Source organism: Microbacterium sp. Se63.02b, from assembly GCF_014171575.1.
In the GTDB taxonomy this organism is placed as follows: Bacteria; Actinomycetota; Actinomycetes; order Actinomycetales; family Microbacteriaceae; genus Microbacterium.
Genome location: NZ_CP050453.1, coordinates 2533274 through 2547383, shown reverse-complemented (window position 1 = coordinate 2547383; position 14110 = coordinate 2533274). Strand labels below are relative to the sequence as shown.

Here is a 14110-nt window from a genome sequence, read left to right as displayed (position 1 = left end):
AGGAGCAACCGTGATCCCTCTCACCATTGACGAAGCTAAGACTCTCGCGCGATCGCTACGCGACTCCCTGCCGAACGGCGTCGACCTGTCCCACGGTCAGAGTCTCGACCTCCTGTCGCGGACCCTCGGTTTCGCTGACTGGAACGAGCTTGCAGCACAGTACAAGCAACCAGGATTCGGTCCAGCGATGCCGGTCCTGCGCGTGTTCGACGTGGACCTTGCCCGCTCGTTCTACGTCGATGTTCTGGGGTTCACGATCGACTTCGAGTACCAATTCGAACCTGGTCTGCCGACCTTCCTCGGAGTCAGTCGCGGTGATACCTCGTTGGGCCTCAGCGAGCACCACGGGGACGGCACACCTGGGTCCGTTGTTTGGGTGCCGACCCGCAACCTCGACGACTACCGATCGCACGTAACGAGGGGCGCTGCGGGCAAGCTTCGGCCGGGCATTGACCGAGATGCGCCGGGTGGGCCGACGATGACCATCATTGATCCGTTCGGGAACGAGCTTCGATTCTGCGAGCCGGAGTAGGGCGTGCCGGAAACGATCGATTACGGCACGTCGACCAGGTTCAGCGCGGCGACTGTGAGTCGCAGCGATAAATGGCCGCATTCTCACAGCGCTAAATGGCGGCTTTCGGTGGCTGAGCTCGTTGGAGCTCGCGGTAGACCGTGGCGCGGGAAACGTCGAACAGCTCCGCCAGCTCTGTTTGAGTGTGCGTGCCGGCCGCATGCGTAGCAAGAAGATGACGGCGCTTTGTCGCGGTGAGCTTGGGTTGCTTCCCACGGAGTTTCCCGGCCGCCTTCGCGATCGCCATTCCTTCACGCGTTCTAGCGCGGATCAGATCAGCTTCGAACTCGGCGACCATTCCGAGCACGTTGAAGAGGAGCCGGCCCACCGGGTCGGCAGGGTCATAAAGTGATCCGCCGAGGCTGAGCGCGACGCCTTTTCGGGTGAGTTCGTCGGCGATGTCTCGCGCATCGGGCAGTGACCGTGCGAGCCGGTCGAGCTTGGTGACCACGAGTGTGTCGCCGGCGCGGACTGCAACTAACGCCTCGCGGAGCCCTGGCCGACTCCGGTTAGTACCGGAGAGGCCGTGGTCGACGTGGATGTGTTCGGGGTCGACGCCGAGGGTGATGAGTCCTTCGCGCTGAGCGGTGAGGTCTTGCCCGTTGGTCGAGACTCGTGCGTAGCCGACCCTTATTCCTGTCATGGAACCAGTGTTGCAGTTATGGTCCCATCATCGGGCATTTAATCGGGCGGGTTGTACGTGCATTACAGTGTCAGCAACTGCGTGGCCTGTGACTTGCGCCAGAAAATGTCGTGTTTACCGCGTCGCTTATCGTCCGATGAGGAGCGCTTCTTGGGCAGCGTCGACGGCCTCAGGGATGAGGTGCGTCTGCCTATTGATGTCGAGTATGCGGTTGATCTGGGTGACGAGCCTGTCGGCGAGGCGGAAGTTTCCGTTGGTGGCCCGGACTATTGCGGCGAGAGCTGCGGTGTGTGCGAGACCGGAGTCGTCTGGGTCGGGGTCCGGGAGGCGCTGCGCGACGACGGCCGTGAGCTCGTCACTGCGTAGCGCCCGGTACTCGTGAGCGAACCCGATGCGGCTGTATAGCTGGGGGTAGCGGGCGAGCCGTTTTTCGATGCCGGGCATGCCGATGAGGATGACGCCCATCCGGTGGCGGTCGTAGAAGTCGCGGACTTGTTCGAGGCCGGCGGTTTTGAGTCGGTCGGCTTCGTCGATGATGAGCAGTTCGGTGTTCCCGCTGTGTTGGGACTCGGCGTGCACGAAAGGATCAACGTGCCCGTGCTGGGCGTAGTCGATGGCCCAGGAGATGTGCTGGCATGCCCGGGGCAGGCCTTGATCAATCTGTTTGATGGACGCGGCGACGGTGGGTGTGAAGAACGCCGTGCGGCTTCGTTGTACCGCTTCGGGCACGGGTGGCAGTGCGCCTTTGCTGCGGGAGAGCGGGTACCACTGCTCCCATTCGTCGGTGCCGGCGTAGTTGCGTGCGGAGCGTGTCTTGCCGACGCCGGGTGGTCCGTAGCAGAGTCCGATGTAGCGGTGGGATCGGACGGTGTCTGCGAACTCGGCGAAGCGTCGGTGCTCACGTGTGGTCACGAATGTGGGCAAGGTATCTGCGCGGGGCGGGGGTGCATCGGTGAACTCGTCGAAATGACCGTTGAGGAATCGGCGTCCGTCATCGTCAGGCGTGAAGAGAAGAGACTGGGGCTTAGCGTCTGGATCAGTCACTGGCGTAGGTCCTTAATCCGTGTCGCGTGGGAGGTGTCGCGAGATGGTCAGGTGTGCTGTCGAGCATCGTTGCGATCAAGGGTTGGTGGCGCGTGTCTTCGGGAAGGGAACCCGCATGAGCGGTGAGCTCGCGGAGTTGCTGCTTCAGGGCGCGACGCCGCGCGTTCCTCGCGGTTTGCAGATCAGCAAAAGAGACGGTTTCCGAGGAGCGCTCGGGGGCAATTGCGCGGCAGAGGAATGCGTTGTCGTGGAAGATTCGTATCTCTCCGAGGTCGCGGGGGTCGTATCGCACCGTGACGTCTTCGCCGACGTATGCGGCGAGGACTGGTGAGATGTATCGGGTGGATGCGAAACGGATCCCGTCGCGTTGCACACGGCGGGTTGTCGCTGCGGTGAGTAGAAGCAGATTGATGTCTTCCGGGCGGGCGGGTGTTCGAGGGATGAAACTGTCGCTGCGCCATCGCTCGTGCGGGGCAGCGCCCGTCGATGAGTGGATGCGTTCGTTGTATTCGTCGACGATGAATCGCTCGAGAACGTCGTCGAGCTGGTGCAAGGTCAACCTGGGTTCGGTGATGGGCGATCCACCGGTGCCGTGCGGGATGAAGCCGGGTAGGTGCGGCAGCAGCTCGGTCGTGATCGTTCGGTAGAACCGTTCGATCTTGCCGCGTCCCTGCGGGACGCCGATCCGTGAATGAATCAAGCGCACGTGCACGTCGAGGCACACGTGTTCGATCCTGGTCGAGGTGAAGTCGGACCCGTGATCGCTGTAGAGGATGTCCGGGAGGCCCGACACCACCCACTTCGGGTTTCGTTTCCGAGTAATGGCCTGGTGGAACGCCAATGCGGAATGCTCGGCCGTGGGTGCTGAGACGCTGACCGCGTAGCCCGCGATCGCTCGTGAGTAGTCGTCGAGCACGATCGTGAGCCAGGGGCGGACGGCCTGCTGCCGGTCATCGAGAATCATCACATCGAGCAGAGTGTGGTCCATCTGCCACTGTTCATTCGGCGCAGAGGTTGTGCGGCGGTAGACCAGCTCGAACTTGTCTCGATAGGCCGCGTCCCCGCCGTCCGCGAGAGCAGTCAGGCCCGGGTCGAGCGCGTGCACGATTTCGCGGACCGTGGTGTACCCCGGGACGGATAGTCCTCGGCCCCTGGTGATATCACCGATGCGGCGGTGGATATACGCGATCGTCGGCGCGGGTCGCCGCACAGCAAGCGCCTCAATCGCCTTCACCAGCTCGGCGTCGATGCGCCTCGAACCCTTATCGCTGCGAGGTGCCCGTGAGAGCTGTCCCGTTTCCATCCGAGCGGCCCATCGTTGCAAGGTCCGCACCGCGACACCGGAGTGCGCCGCGAGCAGCGTCCAGGGCACCCCGTCCTGGTGTTGGCGCACAAGCTCGGCTTTCTGCCGGTCGCTGAGGTGCGCCATGATTCCTCGTTAGGCCCGCTCGACGTGCTCGGCCAGGTGCCGGTAGATCGTGGGCCGGGACACTCCGAACGTGTCGGCAATCTCTTGGACGGTGTGGCCGCCCTCGTCGTACATCGCCCGGGCCTGCCGGATCTTCGTTGGCGTCATCTTGAACTTCGGGCCGCCCTTTCGGCCCCGGGCGCGGGCGGCCGCGAGGCCGTCGTGGGTGCGTTCGACGATGAGGTCGTGTTCGAACTCCGCGATCGCAGCGAGCATGTGGAAGAACAGGCGACCTCCCGGCGTCGTCGTGTCGATGCCCTGCGAGAGTGCCTTCAAACCGACCCCGCGCTGTTGCAATTCGTCCGCGACCTGTTTGAGGTTTCTCACCGACCGGCCGAGCCGGTCAAGTTTCGTCACGACGAGCGAGTCTCCCTCGCGCAGATATCCGAGGGCTTCCGTCAGTGCCGGCCGTTTCGCCAGGGTGCCGGATGCGTGCTCGACGAAAATCTTGTCGCAGCCCGCCGCATTGAGCGCATCCGTTTGGCCGTCGGGATTCTGGTCTCGGGTTGAGACTCGGGCGTAACCGATCGTGGCCATGCCTCAGTGTAACGTGAACGCCGCTTGTTTTACATAGATTGCTGACACGGGTCGTGAGACACGACTCGCCGAACTGGCCGACCAAAATTCCGGATGACTCATGAACGGTCGATTGTGGACGTCGTCTTCGTTCCCCTAGCAATGCGATCGCATCCTCGGGGGCGGTGAGAACGGGATCAGGCGGTCAGGAGGGTTCAATATCTAGGAACTCCGCCGTCCGGTCACCACCGGCGTCGCCGGTGTTGACCGTTCCAGTCGGCTCGAAGAGGATCGCGTGCACCTCTTCGACTGCCTTCGGGCAGTGCTCCACGCCCTTCGGTACGACGAACACGTCGTTTGGGCGCAGAACTACATCGCGATCTCGAAGCTGGATGATCAACTCGCCACAAACCACCATGAAGAGTTCGTCGGTCGCGGGGTGAGTATGCCAGACGAACTCTCCCTGCATCTTGACCACTTTCAGCTCGTAGTCGTTGATGCTCGTTAGCCGGCGGGGTTGCCAGTGCGTGTTGATTGTCGAGAGAGCGTCCTGCAGGTTGTGTGCAGAGTCAGACATGATGGCCTTTCTGGGTGAGTGAGTCTAGAAGAGGGGTAGCTGCCGAGCGCGGCGCCCGATTAGCGGAGCGTCGCACTTGGGGCTCATGCTTCTACCGAATGCACGGCGCCGGCCGTCATCGAGACGAGCTCATCAAACGTGGTTGGGAAGACAGCATGCGGCGTACCAGCCGCGGCCCACAGCTGCGGATGCGCGCGCAGACCCTCGTCGACCACCGTTCGGATCGGTGCAGGGTGACCGACCGGTGCCACACCGCCGATCGCCTGTCCTGTAGCTGCGTGGACCTGTTGGGCAGATGCGCGCCGGATACGAGCAACCCGAAGGCGAGCCGCCAGAGCCTCGACATCAACCCGATGCGCACCACTCGTCATCACCAAGAGCGATTCGCCGTCCGCAAGGAAGATCAGGCTATTTGCGATCGCACCCACGTCGACGCCCAACGTGACTGCGGCGTCAGCGGCCGTCCTGGTCGACCCGGGCAGTTCGCGCACCTCTCCCGACGCTCCGAAGGCTGCGAGGGCATCGCGCACTCTGCGGACACTGCTCGACAGTGGCTGATCCATTGCAACCTCCGTGTTCTGTAAACAGAACAGTAGTTCCGTCAGGTATCCGAGTGCAAGTGGTCTGGCACGACGGCAGATAGAGCTGGGTACGGGCGTGTTGCGGCCCGTCTAGTCGGTCAATCGTGGAGGGCGGCTCCCTTAGTTAGTCGGTCGACAGCGTTGCGGGGCCCGTAGATTGCGACACCTACCAAGTCGAGTTGCTCCGCCCACTCATTTGCGACCGCTGCGCGGTTTGCTTCGTCGGTGCTCGTCGCGAAGAGCTCGCGGGTATAGATAGCGATCGACAGATCCCTCTGCAGCCCCTTCGATCTGATGGTCGCCAAGTGGTTGGCATTTGACGTCATCACGATGACTGGTTGGCGCAGCATCGGCAGGTATCTGTTCCCATCTTGGTCCTCGTACGGTCGGCCCGTGAGGCCCGAGTCGCACGTCGCTATCCCACTGATCAAGAAAGAGGTCACATTCAGCTCTTGCCACGAGGCAAGTTCCTCCAGCAGGATGACAACCACCTTGTTTGCTGGTCGTATGGACGCTGCAAAATCGGCTGGAGTTTCCTGATGTCGTAGATCAATGGAGCCTTGCATGGGTGTTCTCCCTCGTTTTCTGACTGTCAAGGAACGCGCTTACATGATCGCGATGGGGTTCATCGGTGCGCCAGAGCCGCCGACGATATGCAGCGGGGCCGCGATGTAGAACGACGAGTACCGCTGCTCCGAGGCGCAATAGGCGGCAAGGTCCTCGAGCCACAGCGCCTCGTGGAAGATGACGCCCAGATTCCGCTGCAGGAGCACGTGCAGCGGGAACGCGGCGGGCGTCGTGCTGCTGTGCGCCTCCTCGTTGCAGATGGTGTCGCTTCCGAGACCAGCGAGGTCATGCTCGCGGAAGAACTCTACGGTTCGGGGTTCGTAGACGAGGCCGGGTTCTGCGAAGTCGTCGTAGAAGCGCGCAGGACCCTCGTCATAGAACATGGTGAAGATCCCTGTGCGGAGTAGTAGCGTGTCGCCGGGCTTCAGCGCCACCCGCTGCAGCGCGAGCGCGTGCTGAATGTCGGCAACGGTGATCGAGGTGTGCATCGGCACGACGTCGACGCCGCGCGCCCGTGCGAGATCGACGAGCACGGCACGTCCGACGATCCCCTTCCTGGAGAGCGCCGCGATGTCGGCACCGTGCACTCCGTCCGCATCGGAATCCGCAGTGCGGCCGTTCCAACTTGTGTCAGCGGCGAACGCGTGGTCAAGCGCGTCCATGTGGGTGGTGCCGTGGCACGCGACGTCGATCCGGTCGTCCGCATACTGCATGCCGCCAGCTAGGGGGTGCGCGCGACCGTCGACGTAGTCGAGTGCGGACTGCGTCATGGTGTGCCGCGCCCCGCCGCGCCCCGGCAGGCGCGGGTCGCCACCCGGGGAGCCGATGGGCAGCGCCAAGCTGAACCGCTCGCCAGTCACGATCGACTGAGCGGAGGCCAGCACGCGCTGGGCGTCGAGGAGGTTCGCCCTGCCGATCTCGTCCTCTGCGCCCCACCGTCCCCACTCGTTCGGTTGCTCTGCGTAAGCGGGAAGATCGTCGGTCATGACAGCCCTTCGGATCGGTCAGGCGGCAGTGAGGAAGTCGGCCGCGGCGTTGAGCAGGCGGTCGACGTCTCCGCGATGGTTGTAGGGCGCGAGGCCGATCCTCAGGCCCCCGTCGTCCCCGAGGCCCAGCCGACGCGAGGCGTCGACGGCGTAGAAGTGACCGGCCGGCGCGTTGATGTCCTGCGCGGCGAGGAACTCGGCCATAGCTCGCGCCCGACCGTCGGCCAGTGAGACGAGGAGGGTGGGCGTGCGGCGCGCAGCGCGAGAGTGGATCGTCAGCTGCGGCATGGCGTGCAGCCCTTCCTCGAGCGCGACGCGAAGCGCAGACTCGTGGCGGTGGATGGCGCTCATCGATGCCTCAAGCTGCTTGCGACGGGTCTCGCCCCTGGGGGCGATCTGCGCCAGGAAGTCAACGGCCGCCGTGCAGCCGCTCAGCAGCTCGTAGGGCAGCGTGCCGAGCTCGAAGCGCTCAGGGATGGTGTCGGGTGAGACAAGCAGCTTGTCGGGCGACAGCTGCTCGAGGATCTCGGGTCGGCCAGCGACGACGCCGAGGTGGGGGCCGAGGAACTTGTACGGCGAGCACGTGAAGAAGTCGGCTCCGAGCGCCTGGACGTCGACGACGGCGTGCGCTGCGTAATGCACGCCGTCGACGAACACCAGTGCTCCGACCGCGTGTGCTGCCCTCGCGATCGCCGGGATGTCCGGTTGCGTGCCGACGACGTTCGAGGCGGCGGTGATCGCCACGAGGCGTGTGCTGCTCGAGAGCTGCGCCTCCACCGCGGCGGTGTCGAGCTCGGCCGACGACGGGTCGAAGTCCACCCAACGCACCATGGCTCCGGATGTGCGGGCTGCCAGTAGCCACGGCGCCACGTTCGCGTTGTGATCGAGTCGAGTGACGATGACCTCGTCGGATGGCCCCCACGATCGCGAGATCGTTCGCGCGAGGTCGAACGTCAGCGACGTCGCGCTCCGACCGAAGATGACCGCGTCGTCGGCGACGTTGAGAAAGTCGCCCATAGCTGCTCGTGCGCTCGCGACGATCGCAGATGCGTTGCGCTCTGCCCCCGTGACGTGTCCGCGGTTCGAGAGGGGGCGGGAGAGGGTGGCCCGAAGGGCTTCGCCGACGCTGGCTGGGGTCTGGGTTCCCCCGGGGCTGTCGAAGTAGGCGGTGCCGGCATCGAGCGATGGGAACTGCGCTCGCAGTCGTTCGATGTCGTAGGTGGGTGAGTCCGTGGTCATCGGAGTGCTCCTCATCGCTGCGTCGTCTGGCGCTCGCACCTCCCCGGGAGAGGTCTGCCACTCCATCCTGGGTCGTGCACACGTAACCGCACCGCGATCTTTCGAGAAGGTAGAGTTCACGTGTGATGAACCCATCCTGGGACCCGAAGGTGATTCGTACGTATGTCGCCGTCGTCGAGCACGGCTCGATGGCGGCCGCGGCCGCTGAGCTCGGCTATGTCGCATCGGCGGTGACCCAGCAAATCAAAGGCCTGGAGGGACAGCTGGGCACGCAATTGCTCGTCAGGAAGCCTGGCAGCCGGATCGCGCTCACCGCTGCGGGGCGTGCTGTCCATGCTGCGGCGAAGCCGCTGCTGCAGGCCCACGCGGAGTTTGGCGACGTCACCCGCGCCGTCGGGCAGCTCGACGCGCCGACGTTGATCTTAGGCACGTACGCGACCGCGATCCAATACTTACTGCCCCAGGTGCTGGACGCACTTCGCCTCGAGGGGCTGCTGCCGACGCTATCGATGCGCGAGATGGAGACGCCGGATGCGTTGCCGCTTATCCACTCGGGCGCCCTCGACATGCTGCTGGGATACCGCTACCTCAAGACCGACGACCCCCGTCCGTCCGAGGCGCTCTCCACGCGAGTGGTCGCCCGAGAGTCGATGCTGGTCGTCGCGTGCAGCGCCGAGCGGCGTTCGTTCGTCGACTGCCAGGCGAGCGACTGGTCGATCGGCGACCGGACGCTCGGTGACCGGCGGCTGCTGCTGCAATGGGCGGAAGGTCAGGGCTTCGACCCTCGGATCTCGTTTGAGACCTCCGATCCGAACTGCTCGATGACCTTGGTGTCGAGTGGATTGGCGGTCAGCTTGCTCCCGGCGACCGTAGTGCGCGCAGGACTGCAGCGCGGCGAGCGGATCAGCATCATCGACGTGCCCCGGTCGCAAGAGCTCTACCGAGAGATCTTCGTCGCAACGCGCCCCACCTTCGAACCAGCCGTCCTTTACCAGTTTCTCGATCTGCTGCAGGAGGCCGCATCCGACGCGAACGACTTCAGCGCGGAGTCGCTCAGGGAGCCGATTGGGCTCTGACTAGGCAAAGCCTCGGGGCTCGGATTCTCCAGAGTCCTCGCCTAGAGCGGTGCGATCTGGTGCGTCGCCAGCGGGCGCAACAACGCGGCGGTACCAAGCGTCTTGTCACATGCTGGTCCCTTCCGACCCGCCGAAGCTGTGAGAGCATCGCGCACCCTGCGGGCGCTGCTCGACAGGTGCTGCTCCATGGCAACCGCCAGGTTCTGTAACGGAACACTCGTTCGGTCATGCAGCGCCACGCAAGCGGTCGCCGCTGATGATCTGGTCCGGACCGACAGGTGGGATCCTGTGCACGAAGCGCCCTCGTCTAGTCAGCCGCTCTGAACCATCGGAGGGTTCGTGGATGGCGGCGATGGCTTGGACTTCAATCATGAGGCTGGGAAGCGCGAGGTTGGTGATGTGGGTCGTCCTGGTGGGAGCTGCGCCTGGCCAGCATGCTTCGAACGCCTGCGCCCATGCGGCAAGGCCCACGCTGGATGAGAGAAAAGCCTGGACCCTGAGGACCGTGCCGGCATCACCGCCGGCCTGCTGGATCGTCGTTAGCAACACCCGAAGGGCGCACGTCGCTTGCTGCTCAGCGTCGCGCGATTCGCCTCGGAGCGCATCCGGGTCGACGCAGCCGGAGGCGTAGATCACGCCCGCGCGGGTGATGGCGCCGGGGAACGCGGGCAGCTGGCCGGGCACTCGAGCGAGCGCGGTCATCGCACCCATGCCGCGTCGACGCGGGTGCGGAGATCTCCGAGGCGCTCGATGGGTTCATTGGCGAACACGAATCGCACGTAGCGTTCGCCCGCGGGCCCCCAGCCCGTCATGGGCGTGGCTGCGATGCGACCGCGCGTGAAGAGGCGGTTGACTGCCGTGTCCGCGGAGAGATCGAGGGCGGTGACGTCGATGAGCATGGACCACCCGCCGTCGGGTGGGATGACTGCGTAGCCGTCGAGCTCCTGCAGGATCAGATCTCTTCGGCGCTTCCAGATCGAGGTTGCGCGGGCCATGTCGGCATCGGCCGTCGGTGCGGTGAGGGCTGCGGCGACGGCCTCCTGGGCAATTCCCACGGGGCACACGACGTTGCTAAGCCCGACGAGGTTAACGTCGTGGACGATCTCGGCAGGGCCAACTACCCAGCCGATGCGCCATCCGATCATCCGCAGCTCTTTCGACGCCGCGCCGACCGTGATTGTGCGGTGCGCGAGTCCCGGCACTCGTGCGGGGTGCACGTGCTCTGCATCGTCGAAGCGAATGCGCTCCATTGCGGCGTCGTAAATGAGCCACGCTCGGGATCGGTCGAGTGCTCGAGCCAGCGCGACCCAGTGGGCGCGGCCGAGCACCGAACCGGTCGGCATCGCGGGCGACATCATGAGAACTGCAGCCGTCCGGTCGGTGACTGCTGCTGCCAGGCGCTCGGGGTCGAGCCGCCAGCCGATGCTTGTCGCTTCAAGGGGCACGAAGCGCGGGACGCCCCCAGCGAGTCGGATGCGGTTGATGAGGCCGGCGTAGATGGGATCGACGATCACGACCTCGTCGCCCGGTTCCACGACGGCGAGCAGCGTGTTGAGGACGCCGTTGAGGCCTCCTGCCGTGACGACGCACTCTGTGGTCGGCTCGTAGGAGCGGCCCGCGGCGCGTCCGACGTGTGCAGCCGCCGCTACCCGCAGGCCGACCGCCCCTTGAAATGGCAAGTAGCTATTGGCGCTGTCCTCTCCAATGGCCTCGATCGTGCGCGACAGCGAGATGGCTGGGGGGCGGATGTCGGTGTCGAGATTCTCTAGTCGGAGCAACGAGCCGTCGGCCGACGCATCCGCTCGGTCCCCCATGACATCCACGCCGATCCCAGGGATGTGCTGTAGTCGGCTTACCGGCACGGTGACTCCTTCGTTCTGTTTGTGGAACAGTACACTCGGATCGTGCCCTCAGCGCAAGAGCCCAGCCCCGGTGGCGCGAGTCAGACGATGGCCGCGGCCGTCGGCGCCCGCATCCGCAGCACGCGCGTCGCGCGTCGAATCTCGCTCGGCTCGCTGGCGTCCGCCACGGGTCTCGGCAAGGGCACGCTGTCAGAGCTCGAACGTGGGCTCAGGAACCCCACATTGGACACTTTGTTCGCCATCGCAACATGTCTGGGCCTGCCCCTGAGCAAGCTGCTTGTCGATGACGATGCACCTGGCCGGGGGGCACCCGACGCTATTCACGCGTCGGGCCAGAGCGTCGACGCGCTGCTCGTTGATCGGTGGGCCGACGCCGCCGCGCTCGTCGAGGTCTACCGATTGACGATCAGTCAGGAGACACGTCACTCGCTTTCCCACGCTCCGGGCGTCGTCGAGGTCCTGACCGTAATCACCGGCCACGTCGAAGTGGGCGTCGAGGGCGACACCGTGCACCTCCGATCGACCGAGAGCCATCGCTTCGAGGGCGATCGCCCTCACTTGTACCGGGGTATTGCCGAAAAGTCTTCGGCAATCCTCGTCATGCGGTATGCCATGCCCGACAGAGTCCACGAGTCTTAAGGGACGATGCGTCCGGTTGCACCGTCGCCGACATGCCGTCGCGCCGGATGGCGGCTGACGGGCCGTTCTCGCCTCTCGCCTCTCGGGACGAGGGGTACGACCTGCGCTGACATGCGGTCGATGGCCGGTCGACCCACTACGACGACATGTGACGACATGCTGCGGCCCAAACCTGCAGGTCGGAAAGCTGGCCGCGGAGCTTGGATCCGATGCCGTCGATCGCATCCTTTCCTAGCGGCAGGCGAAGCGGAGCGTCACCGCTGGTGATCGCATCCACGATCGCGACCGCCGCCCTGTCCGGATCGCCCAGGGCGGCCGGTTCCATCTGCGCAAACGCCTGCGCCGGTCGTCCGACACTCGCCGCATAGTCCGGCAACGCCGGTGGGGTCACGCGCAGCGCACCACCGAAGCCCGTACGGAAGTCGCCAGGCTCGACGATCGTCACGCCGATACCGAGATGCGCGACCTCCTTCGCGAGCACCTCCGCAAACCCCTCAACGGCGAACTTCGACGCGGAGTAGGACGCCAGGCCAGGTGCAGGCGGTGCAACCCTAGCCAACGACGAGATCTGCGCCACGTGACCGCCTCGCTGGTGGCGCAACACTGGCAGGACCGCGCGGATCACGTTAAGCGAGCCGAAGAAGTTGACCTCAAACAGCTCTCTCACCTCAGCATCCGGCGTCTCCTCCGATGAACCGAAGGACCCGCGCTCCGCGCTGTTGACAACCACATCCACCCCGCCGAATAAGGACACCGCGTGGTCGACGCCGGCCTGCACCTCGTCGGACTGTGTGACGTCGAACTGCACGAGGCTGACGCGAGTGCCGCCCGCGAACTGCTGACGGATGGGGGACTTCCCGCGCTCACCGTCGACCAGATCGCCATCCGAGCAGGAGTGAGCAAGAACACCAGCCAGAAGCTCCGGGCCCCGTCCAGCGGTTCAGCGTTAGAGCGCTTCCGCACCCAGGTGCACCGAGTCGCTGCATTGATGAACGAGCCGAACGCACGCAGGCCCTTCGTCGCCCTCGTTGCGGCGAGCCAGCATGATCCCGAGCTTGCCACCGCCCTCCGGGACCGATTCATCGCAGATCGACGCGCGTCCGCAGCGGCACTCCTAACCGAAGTAGTGAGTGAACATCCATGCACTGCGGCCCTCGACCCGGACATCGTCATCGACCTCGTCTACGGTGCGCTCTCTGGCCCTGCAACCTAGGCGCCAGTCTCAGCGCGCTCTGTCGACGACGACCGTAATTCCTACAGGCGCGGTTGAGTGCGCCTCACATCTATGACCCCGTACGTGCCGATGAGCGCGACCAACAACACCAACAGTGCCCATGACGCGACCGTCGTGCGTGAGCCCAAGAGGATGGCCTCGGTGAGGAAGCTGATAGCGGGCAGCCCGGCCATCATCACCGTCGTCAACGTTGGGTCCGTGCGCATCATTCCCGACTGGATGAGAAAGAGCGGCAGCACAACCGCCGCGATCCCGAGAGGGACCATCCAAACCAGCGACCCCAGAAGGTCTGGAAGACCAACTTTGAGTGGGTTCTCCCGAAGGGCCAGGAGAAGCGCGACCACGTAGGCCAAGTGATAGCGCACGGCTAGGATGCTCGCCGCACTCACGCCACGCTTCCCGAGCCGATGAGAAACCAAGGCGAGGACCGCCATCCCTGCCCCGGCTGTCAGCGCCAGGGCTACTCCCGTGATGTATTGAGGTCCCGGGATGGCCAGGGCCTGATTCTGAGCCGCACCGAACGCAATCGAGCATGCGAGAACACCGAGTGCAAGCACCCAGGTGAGCGCCGGAACCCGCCTGCGAACTCGTAGGCCGATGAACAGTGTGATTAAGGGTGCAAACGCCGCTTCGATCCCTGCAACGAGGGAAGCAGGGATCCAAACCAGCGCCAGATAGAAAGCCCCGAACGTCATGAGCGTAGCCAAGTTCAGGGTGACGACCTCACGCCACGGGATAGCCGGCCAGAGCCGTCCTGAGCGAACCCGATGCGCCAACTGACCAGCGACGGACGCGCAGAAGAACGCAACAAACATGTAGAGGAACACGGTGTCGGCACCGATCATTGCCCCAATAATCGCGCTCGCCACGCCCATAGCCAGACATCCCAACGCGATCAAATGCATGGCTCGGAGCCTACGGCAGCCCACCACGGAACCGCCCTCCCTCGGGTCAGGAGACAGTACCCATCGGTCAGCTCGCCCCAGCTCGGAGCTGACACTTACCGGCGCGATAACACCGCCACTTTTTGACGGCATTCACAGCGTGGCCGCCATTTGGCCTTTGGGCCGCGCGGTGACCGACCGTCTATCGGGCACCAATTCTGAC

The 14110-nt window shown here is 64.7% G+C and carries 17 protein-coding genes; 4 read left to right on the top strand and 13 right to left on the bottom strand.

Annotated elements, in window-relative coordinates:
* Window positions 1-10: 10 nt before the first annotated feature.
* Window positions 11-532 carry a glyoxalase superfamily protein gene (locus tag G4G29_RS22180; protein WP_220173451.1) on the top strand — a complete coding sequence of 174 codons (522 nt, stop codon included), beginning with the start codon at window positions 11-13 and terminating at the stop codon, window positions 530-532.
* 91 nt (window positions 533-623) lie between these two features.
* Here the strand turns inward: G4G29_RS22180 and G4G29_RS12505 are convergent, their stop codons facing one another.
* The 9 genes from G4G29_RS12505 to G4G29_RS12465 all read right to left on the bottom strand — a co-directional run bounded on the left by G4G29_RS12505 (window position 624) and on the right by G4G29_RS12465 (window position 8192).
* Window positions 624-1214 carry a recombinase family protein gene (locus G4G29_RS12505; protein WP_183150352.1) on the bottom strand — a complete coding sequence of 197 codons (591 nt, stop codon included), beginning with the start codon at window positions 1212-1214 and terminating at the stop codon, window positions 624-626.
* Window positions 1215-1340: 126 nt separating this feature from the next.
* Window positions 1341-2126, bottom strand: a complete 786-nt coding sequence (locus tag G4G29_RS12500; protein WP_227991656.1) for an AAA family ATPase — start codon at window positions 2124-2126, stop codon at window positions 1341-1343.
* A 124-nt stretch (window positions 2127-2250) separates the two neighbouring features.
* Window positions 2251-3687: a Mu transposase C-terminal domain-containing protein gene (locus G4G29_RS12495; RefSeq protein ID WP_153244274.1), complete on the bottom strand. Its 1437-nt coding sequence runs from the start codon at window positions 3685-3687 to the stop codon at window positions 2251-2253.
* Window positions 3688-3696: 9 nt separating this feature from the next.
* The gene (locus G4G29_RS12490; protein WP_047253623.1) at window positions 3697-4263 is read right to left on the bottom strand and encodes a recombinase family protein; all 567 of its coding nucleotides are present in this window, start codon (window positions 4261-4263) and stop codon (window positions 3697-3699) included.
* Between the two features lie 184 nt (window positions 4264-4447).
* On the bottom strand, window positions 4448-4819 hold the full coding sequence (locus G4G29_RS12485) for a cupin domain-containing protein (protein WP_183150351.1): 372 nt from the start codon (window positions 4817-4819) through the stop codon (window positions 4448-4450).
* 83 nt (window positions 4820-4902) lie between these two features.
* Window positions 4903-5382, bottom strand: coding sequence for a YbaK/EbsC family protein (locus G4G29_RS12480; RefSeq protein ID WP_183150350.1), 480 nt, complete (start codon window positions 5380-5382; stop codon window positions 4903-4905).
* 116 nt (window positions 5383-5498) lie between these two features.
* A complete protein-coding gene (locus G4G29_RS12475; protein ID WP_244631990.1) occupies window positions 5499-5891 on the bottom strand; it encodes a DUF2000 domain-containing protein in 393 nt (130 codons plus the stop codon).
* Window positions 5892-6005: 114 nt separating this feature from the next.
* Entirely contained in the window at window positions 6006-6953 is a 948-nt protein-coding gene (locus G4G29_RS12470) for a cyclase family protein (protein WP_183150348.1), read from the bottom strand.
* A gap of 18 nt (window positions 6954-6971) precedes the next feature.
* Window positions 6972-8192 (bottom strand): cysteine desulfurase-like protein, encoded by a 1221-nt coding sequence (locus tag G4G29_RS12465; RefSeq protein WP_183150347.1) that lies wholly within the window; start codon window positions 8190-8192, stop codon window positions 6972-6974.
* Window positions 8193-8317: 125 nt separating this feature from the next.
* Between G4G29_RS12465 and G4G29_RS12460 the strand changes: the two genes are divergently transcribed.
* Window positions 8318-9268: a LysR family transcriptional regulator gene (locus tag G4G29_RS12460; RefSeq protein WP_244632596.1), complete on the top strand. Its 951-nt coding sequence runs from the start codon at window positions 8318-8320 to the stop codon at window positions 9266-9268.
* A gap of 225 nt (window positions 9269-9493) precedes the next feature.
* Here G4G29_RS12460 and G4G29_RS12455 read toward each other — a convergent pair whose 3' ends face one another.
* Both G4G29_RS12455 and G4G29_RS12450 read right to left on the bottom strand, forming a co-directional pair.
* Window positions 9494-9970 carry a RidA family protein gene (locus G4G29_RS12455; RefSeq protein WP_183150345.1) on the bottom strand — a complete coding sequence of 159 codons (477 nt, stop codon included), beginning with the start codon at window positions 9968-9970 and terminating at the stop codon, window positions 9494-9496.
* A complete protein-coding gene (locus tag G4G29_RS12450; protein WP_244632595.1) occupies window positions 9967-11082 on the bottom strand; it encodes a pyridoxal phosphate-dependent aminotransferase in 1116 nt (371 codons plus the stop codon). The genes G4G29_RS12455 and G4G29_RS12450 overlap by 4 nt, the downstream gene beginning before the upstream one ends.
* Window positions 11083-11217: 135 nt before the next feature.
* On the opposite strand from G4G29_RS12450, the gene G4G29_RS12445 reads away from it, so the two are divergent.
* The gene (locus G4G29_RS12445) at window positions 11218-11769 is read left to right on the top strand and encodes an XRE family transcriptional regulator (protein ID WP_183150343.1); all 552 of its coding nucleotides are present in this window, start codon (window positions 11218-11220) and stop codon (window positions 11767-11769) included.
* A 136-nt stretch (window positions 11770-11905) separates the two neighbouring features.
* Here the strand turns inward: G4G29_RS12445 and G4G29_RS12440 are convergent, their stop codons facing one another.
* Window positions 11906-12577 carry an SDR family NAD(P)-dependent oxidoreductase gene (locus tag G4G29_RS12440; protein ID WP_183150342.1) on the bottom strand — a complete coding sequence of 224 codons (672 nt, stop codon included), beginning with the start codon at window positions 12575-12577 and terminating at the stop codon, window positions 11906-11908.
* Between G4G29_RS12440 and G4G29_RS12435 the strand changes: the two genes are divergently transcribed.
* The gene (locus G4G29_RS12435; protein ID WP_183150341.1) at window positions 12527-12982 is read left to right on the top strand and encodes a TetR/AcrR family transcriptional regulator; all 456 of its coding nucleotides are present in this window, start codon (window positions 12527-12529) and stop codon (window positions 12980-12982) included. The two genes, G4G29_RS12440 and G4G29_RS12435, sit on opposite strands and share 51 nt — an antisense overlap.
* A 41-nt stretch (window positions 12983-13023) precedes the next feature.
* On the opposite strand, the gene G4G29_RS12430 is transcribed toward G4G29_RS12435, so the two are convergent.
* Window positions 13024-13908 (bottom strand): DMT family transporter, encoded by an 885-nt coding sequence (locus G4G29_RS12430; RefSeq protein WP_183150340.1) that lies wholly within the window; start codon window positions 13906-13908, stop codon window positions 13024-13026.
* Between the last annotated feature and the right edge of the window lie 202 nt (window positions 13909-14110).

Excerpts from the sequence above, each read along its gene's own strand:
- G4G29_RS12460 (WP_244632596.1), top strand. The coding sequence starts at position 8,318 with ATGAACCCATCCTGGGACCCGAAGGTGATTCGTACGTATGTCGCCGTC.
- G4G29_RS12455 (WP_183150345.1), bottom strand. The coding sequence starts at position 9,970 with ATGACCGCGCTCGCTCGAGTGCCCGGCCAGCTGCCCGCGTTCCCCGGC.
- G4G29_RS12485 (WP_183150351.1), bottom strand. The coding sequence starts at position 4,819 with ATGTCTGACTCTGCACACAACCTGCAGGACGCTCTCTCGACAATCAAC.
- G4G29_RS12480 (WP_183150350.1), bottom strand. The coding sequence starts at position 5,382 with ATGGATCAGCCACTGTCGAGCAGTGTCCGCAGAGTGCGCGATGCCCTC.
- G4G29_RS12445 (WP_183150343.1), top strand. The coding sequence starts at position 11,218 with ATGGCCGCGGCCGTCGGCGCCCGCATCCGCAGCACGCGCGTCGCGCGT.
- G4G29_RS12505 (WP_183150352.1), bottom strand. The coding sequence starts at position 1,214 with ATGACAGGAATAAGGGTCGGCTACGCACGAGTCTCGACCAACGGGCAA.
- G4G29_RS12450 (WP_244632595.1), bottom strand. The coding sequence starts at position 11,082 with ATGGGGGACCGAGCGGATGCGTCGGCCGACGGCTCGTTGCTCCGACTA.
- G4G29_RS12495 (WP_153244274.1), bottom strand. The coding sequence starts at position 3,687 with ATGGCGCACCTCAGCGACCGGCAGAAAGCCGAGCTTGTGCGCCAACAC.
- G4G29_RS12430 (WP_183150340.1), bottom strand. The coding sequence starts at position 13,908 with ATGCATTTGATCGCGTTGGGATGTCTGGCTATGGGCGTGGCGAGCGCG.
- G4G29_RS12490 (WP_047253623.1), bottom strand. The coding sequence starts at position 4,263 with ATGGCCACGATCGGTTACGCCCGAGTCTCAACCCGAGACCAGAATCCC.
- G4G29_RS12470 (WP_183150348.1), bottom strand. The coding sequence starts at position 6,953 with ATGACCGACGATCTTCCCGCTTACGCAGAGCAACCGAACGAGTGGGGA.
- G4G29_RS12465 (WP_183150347.1), bottom strand. The coding sequence starts at position 8,192 with ATGACCACGGACTCACCCACCTACGACATCGAACGACTGCGAGCGCAG.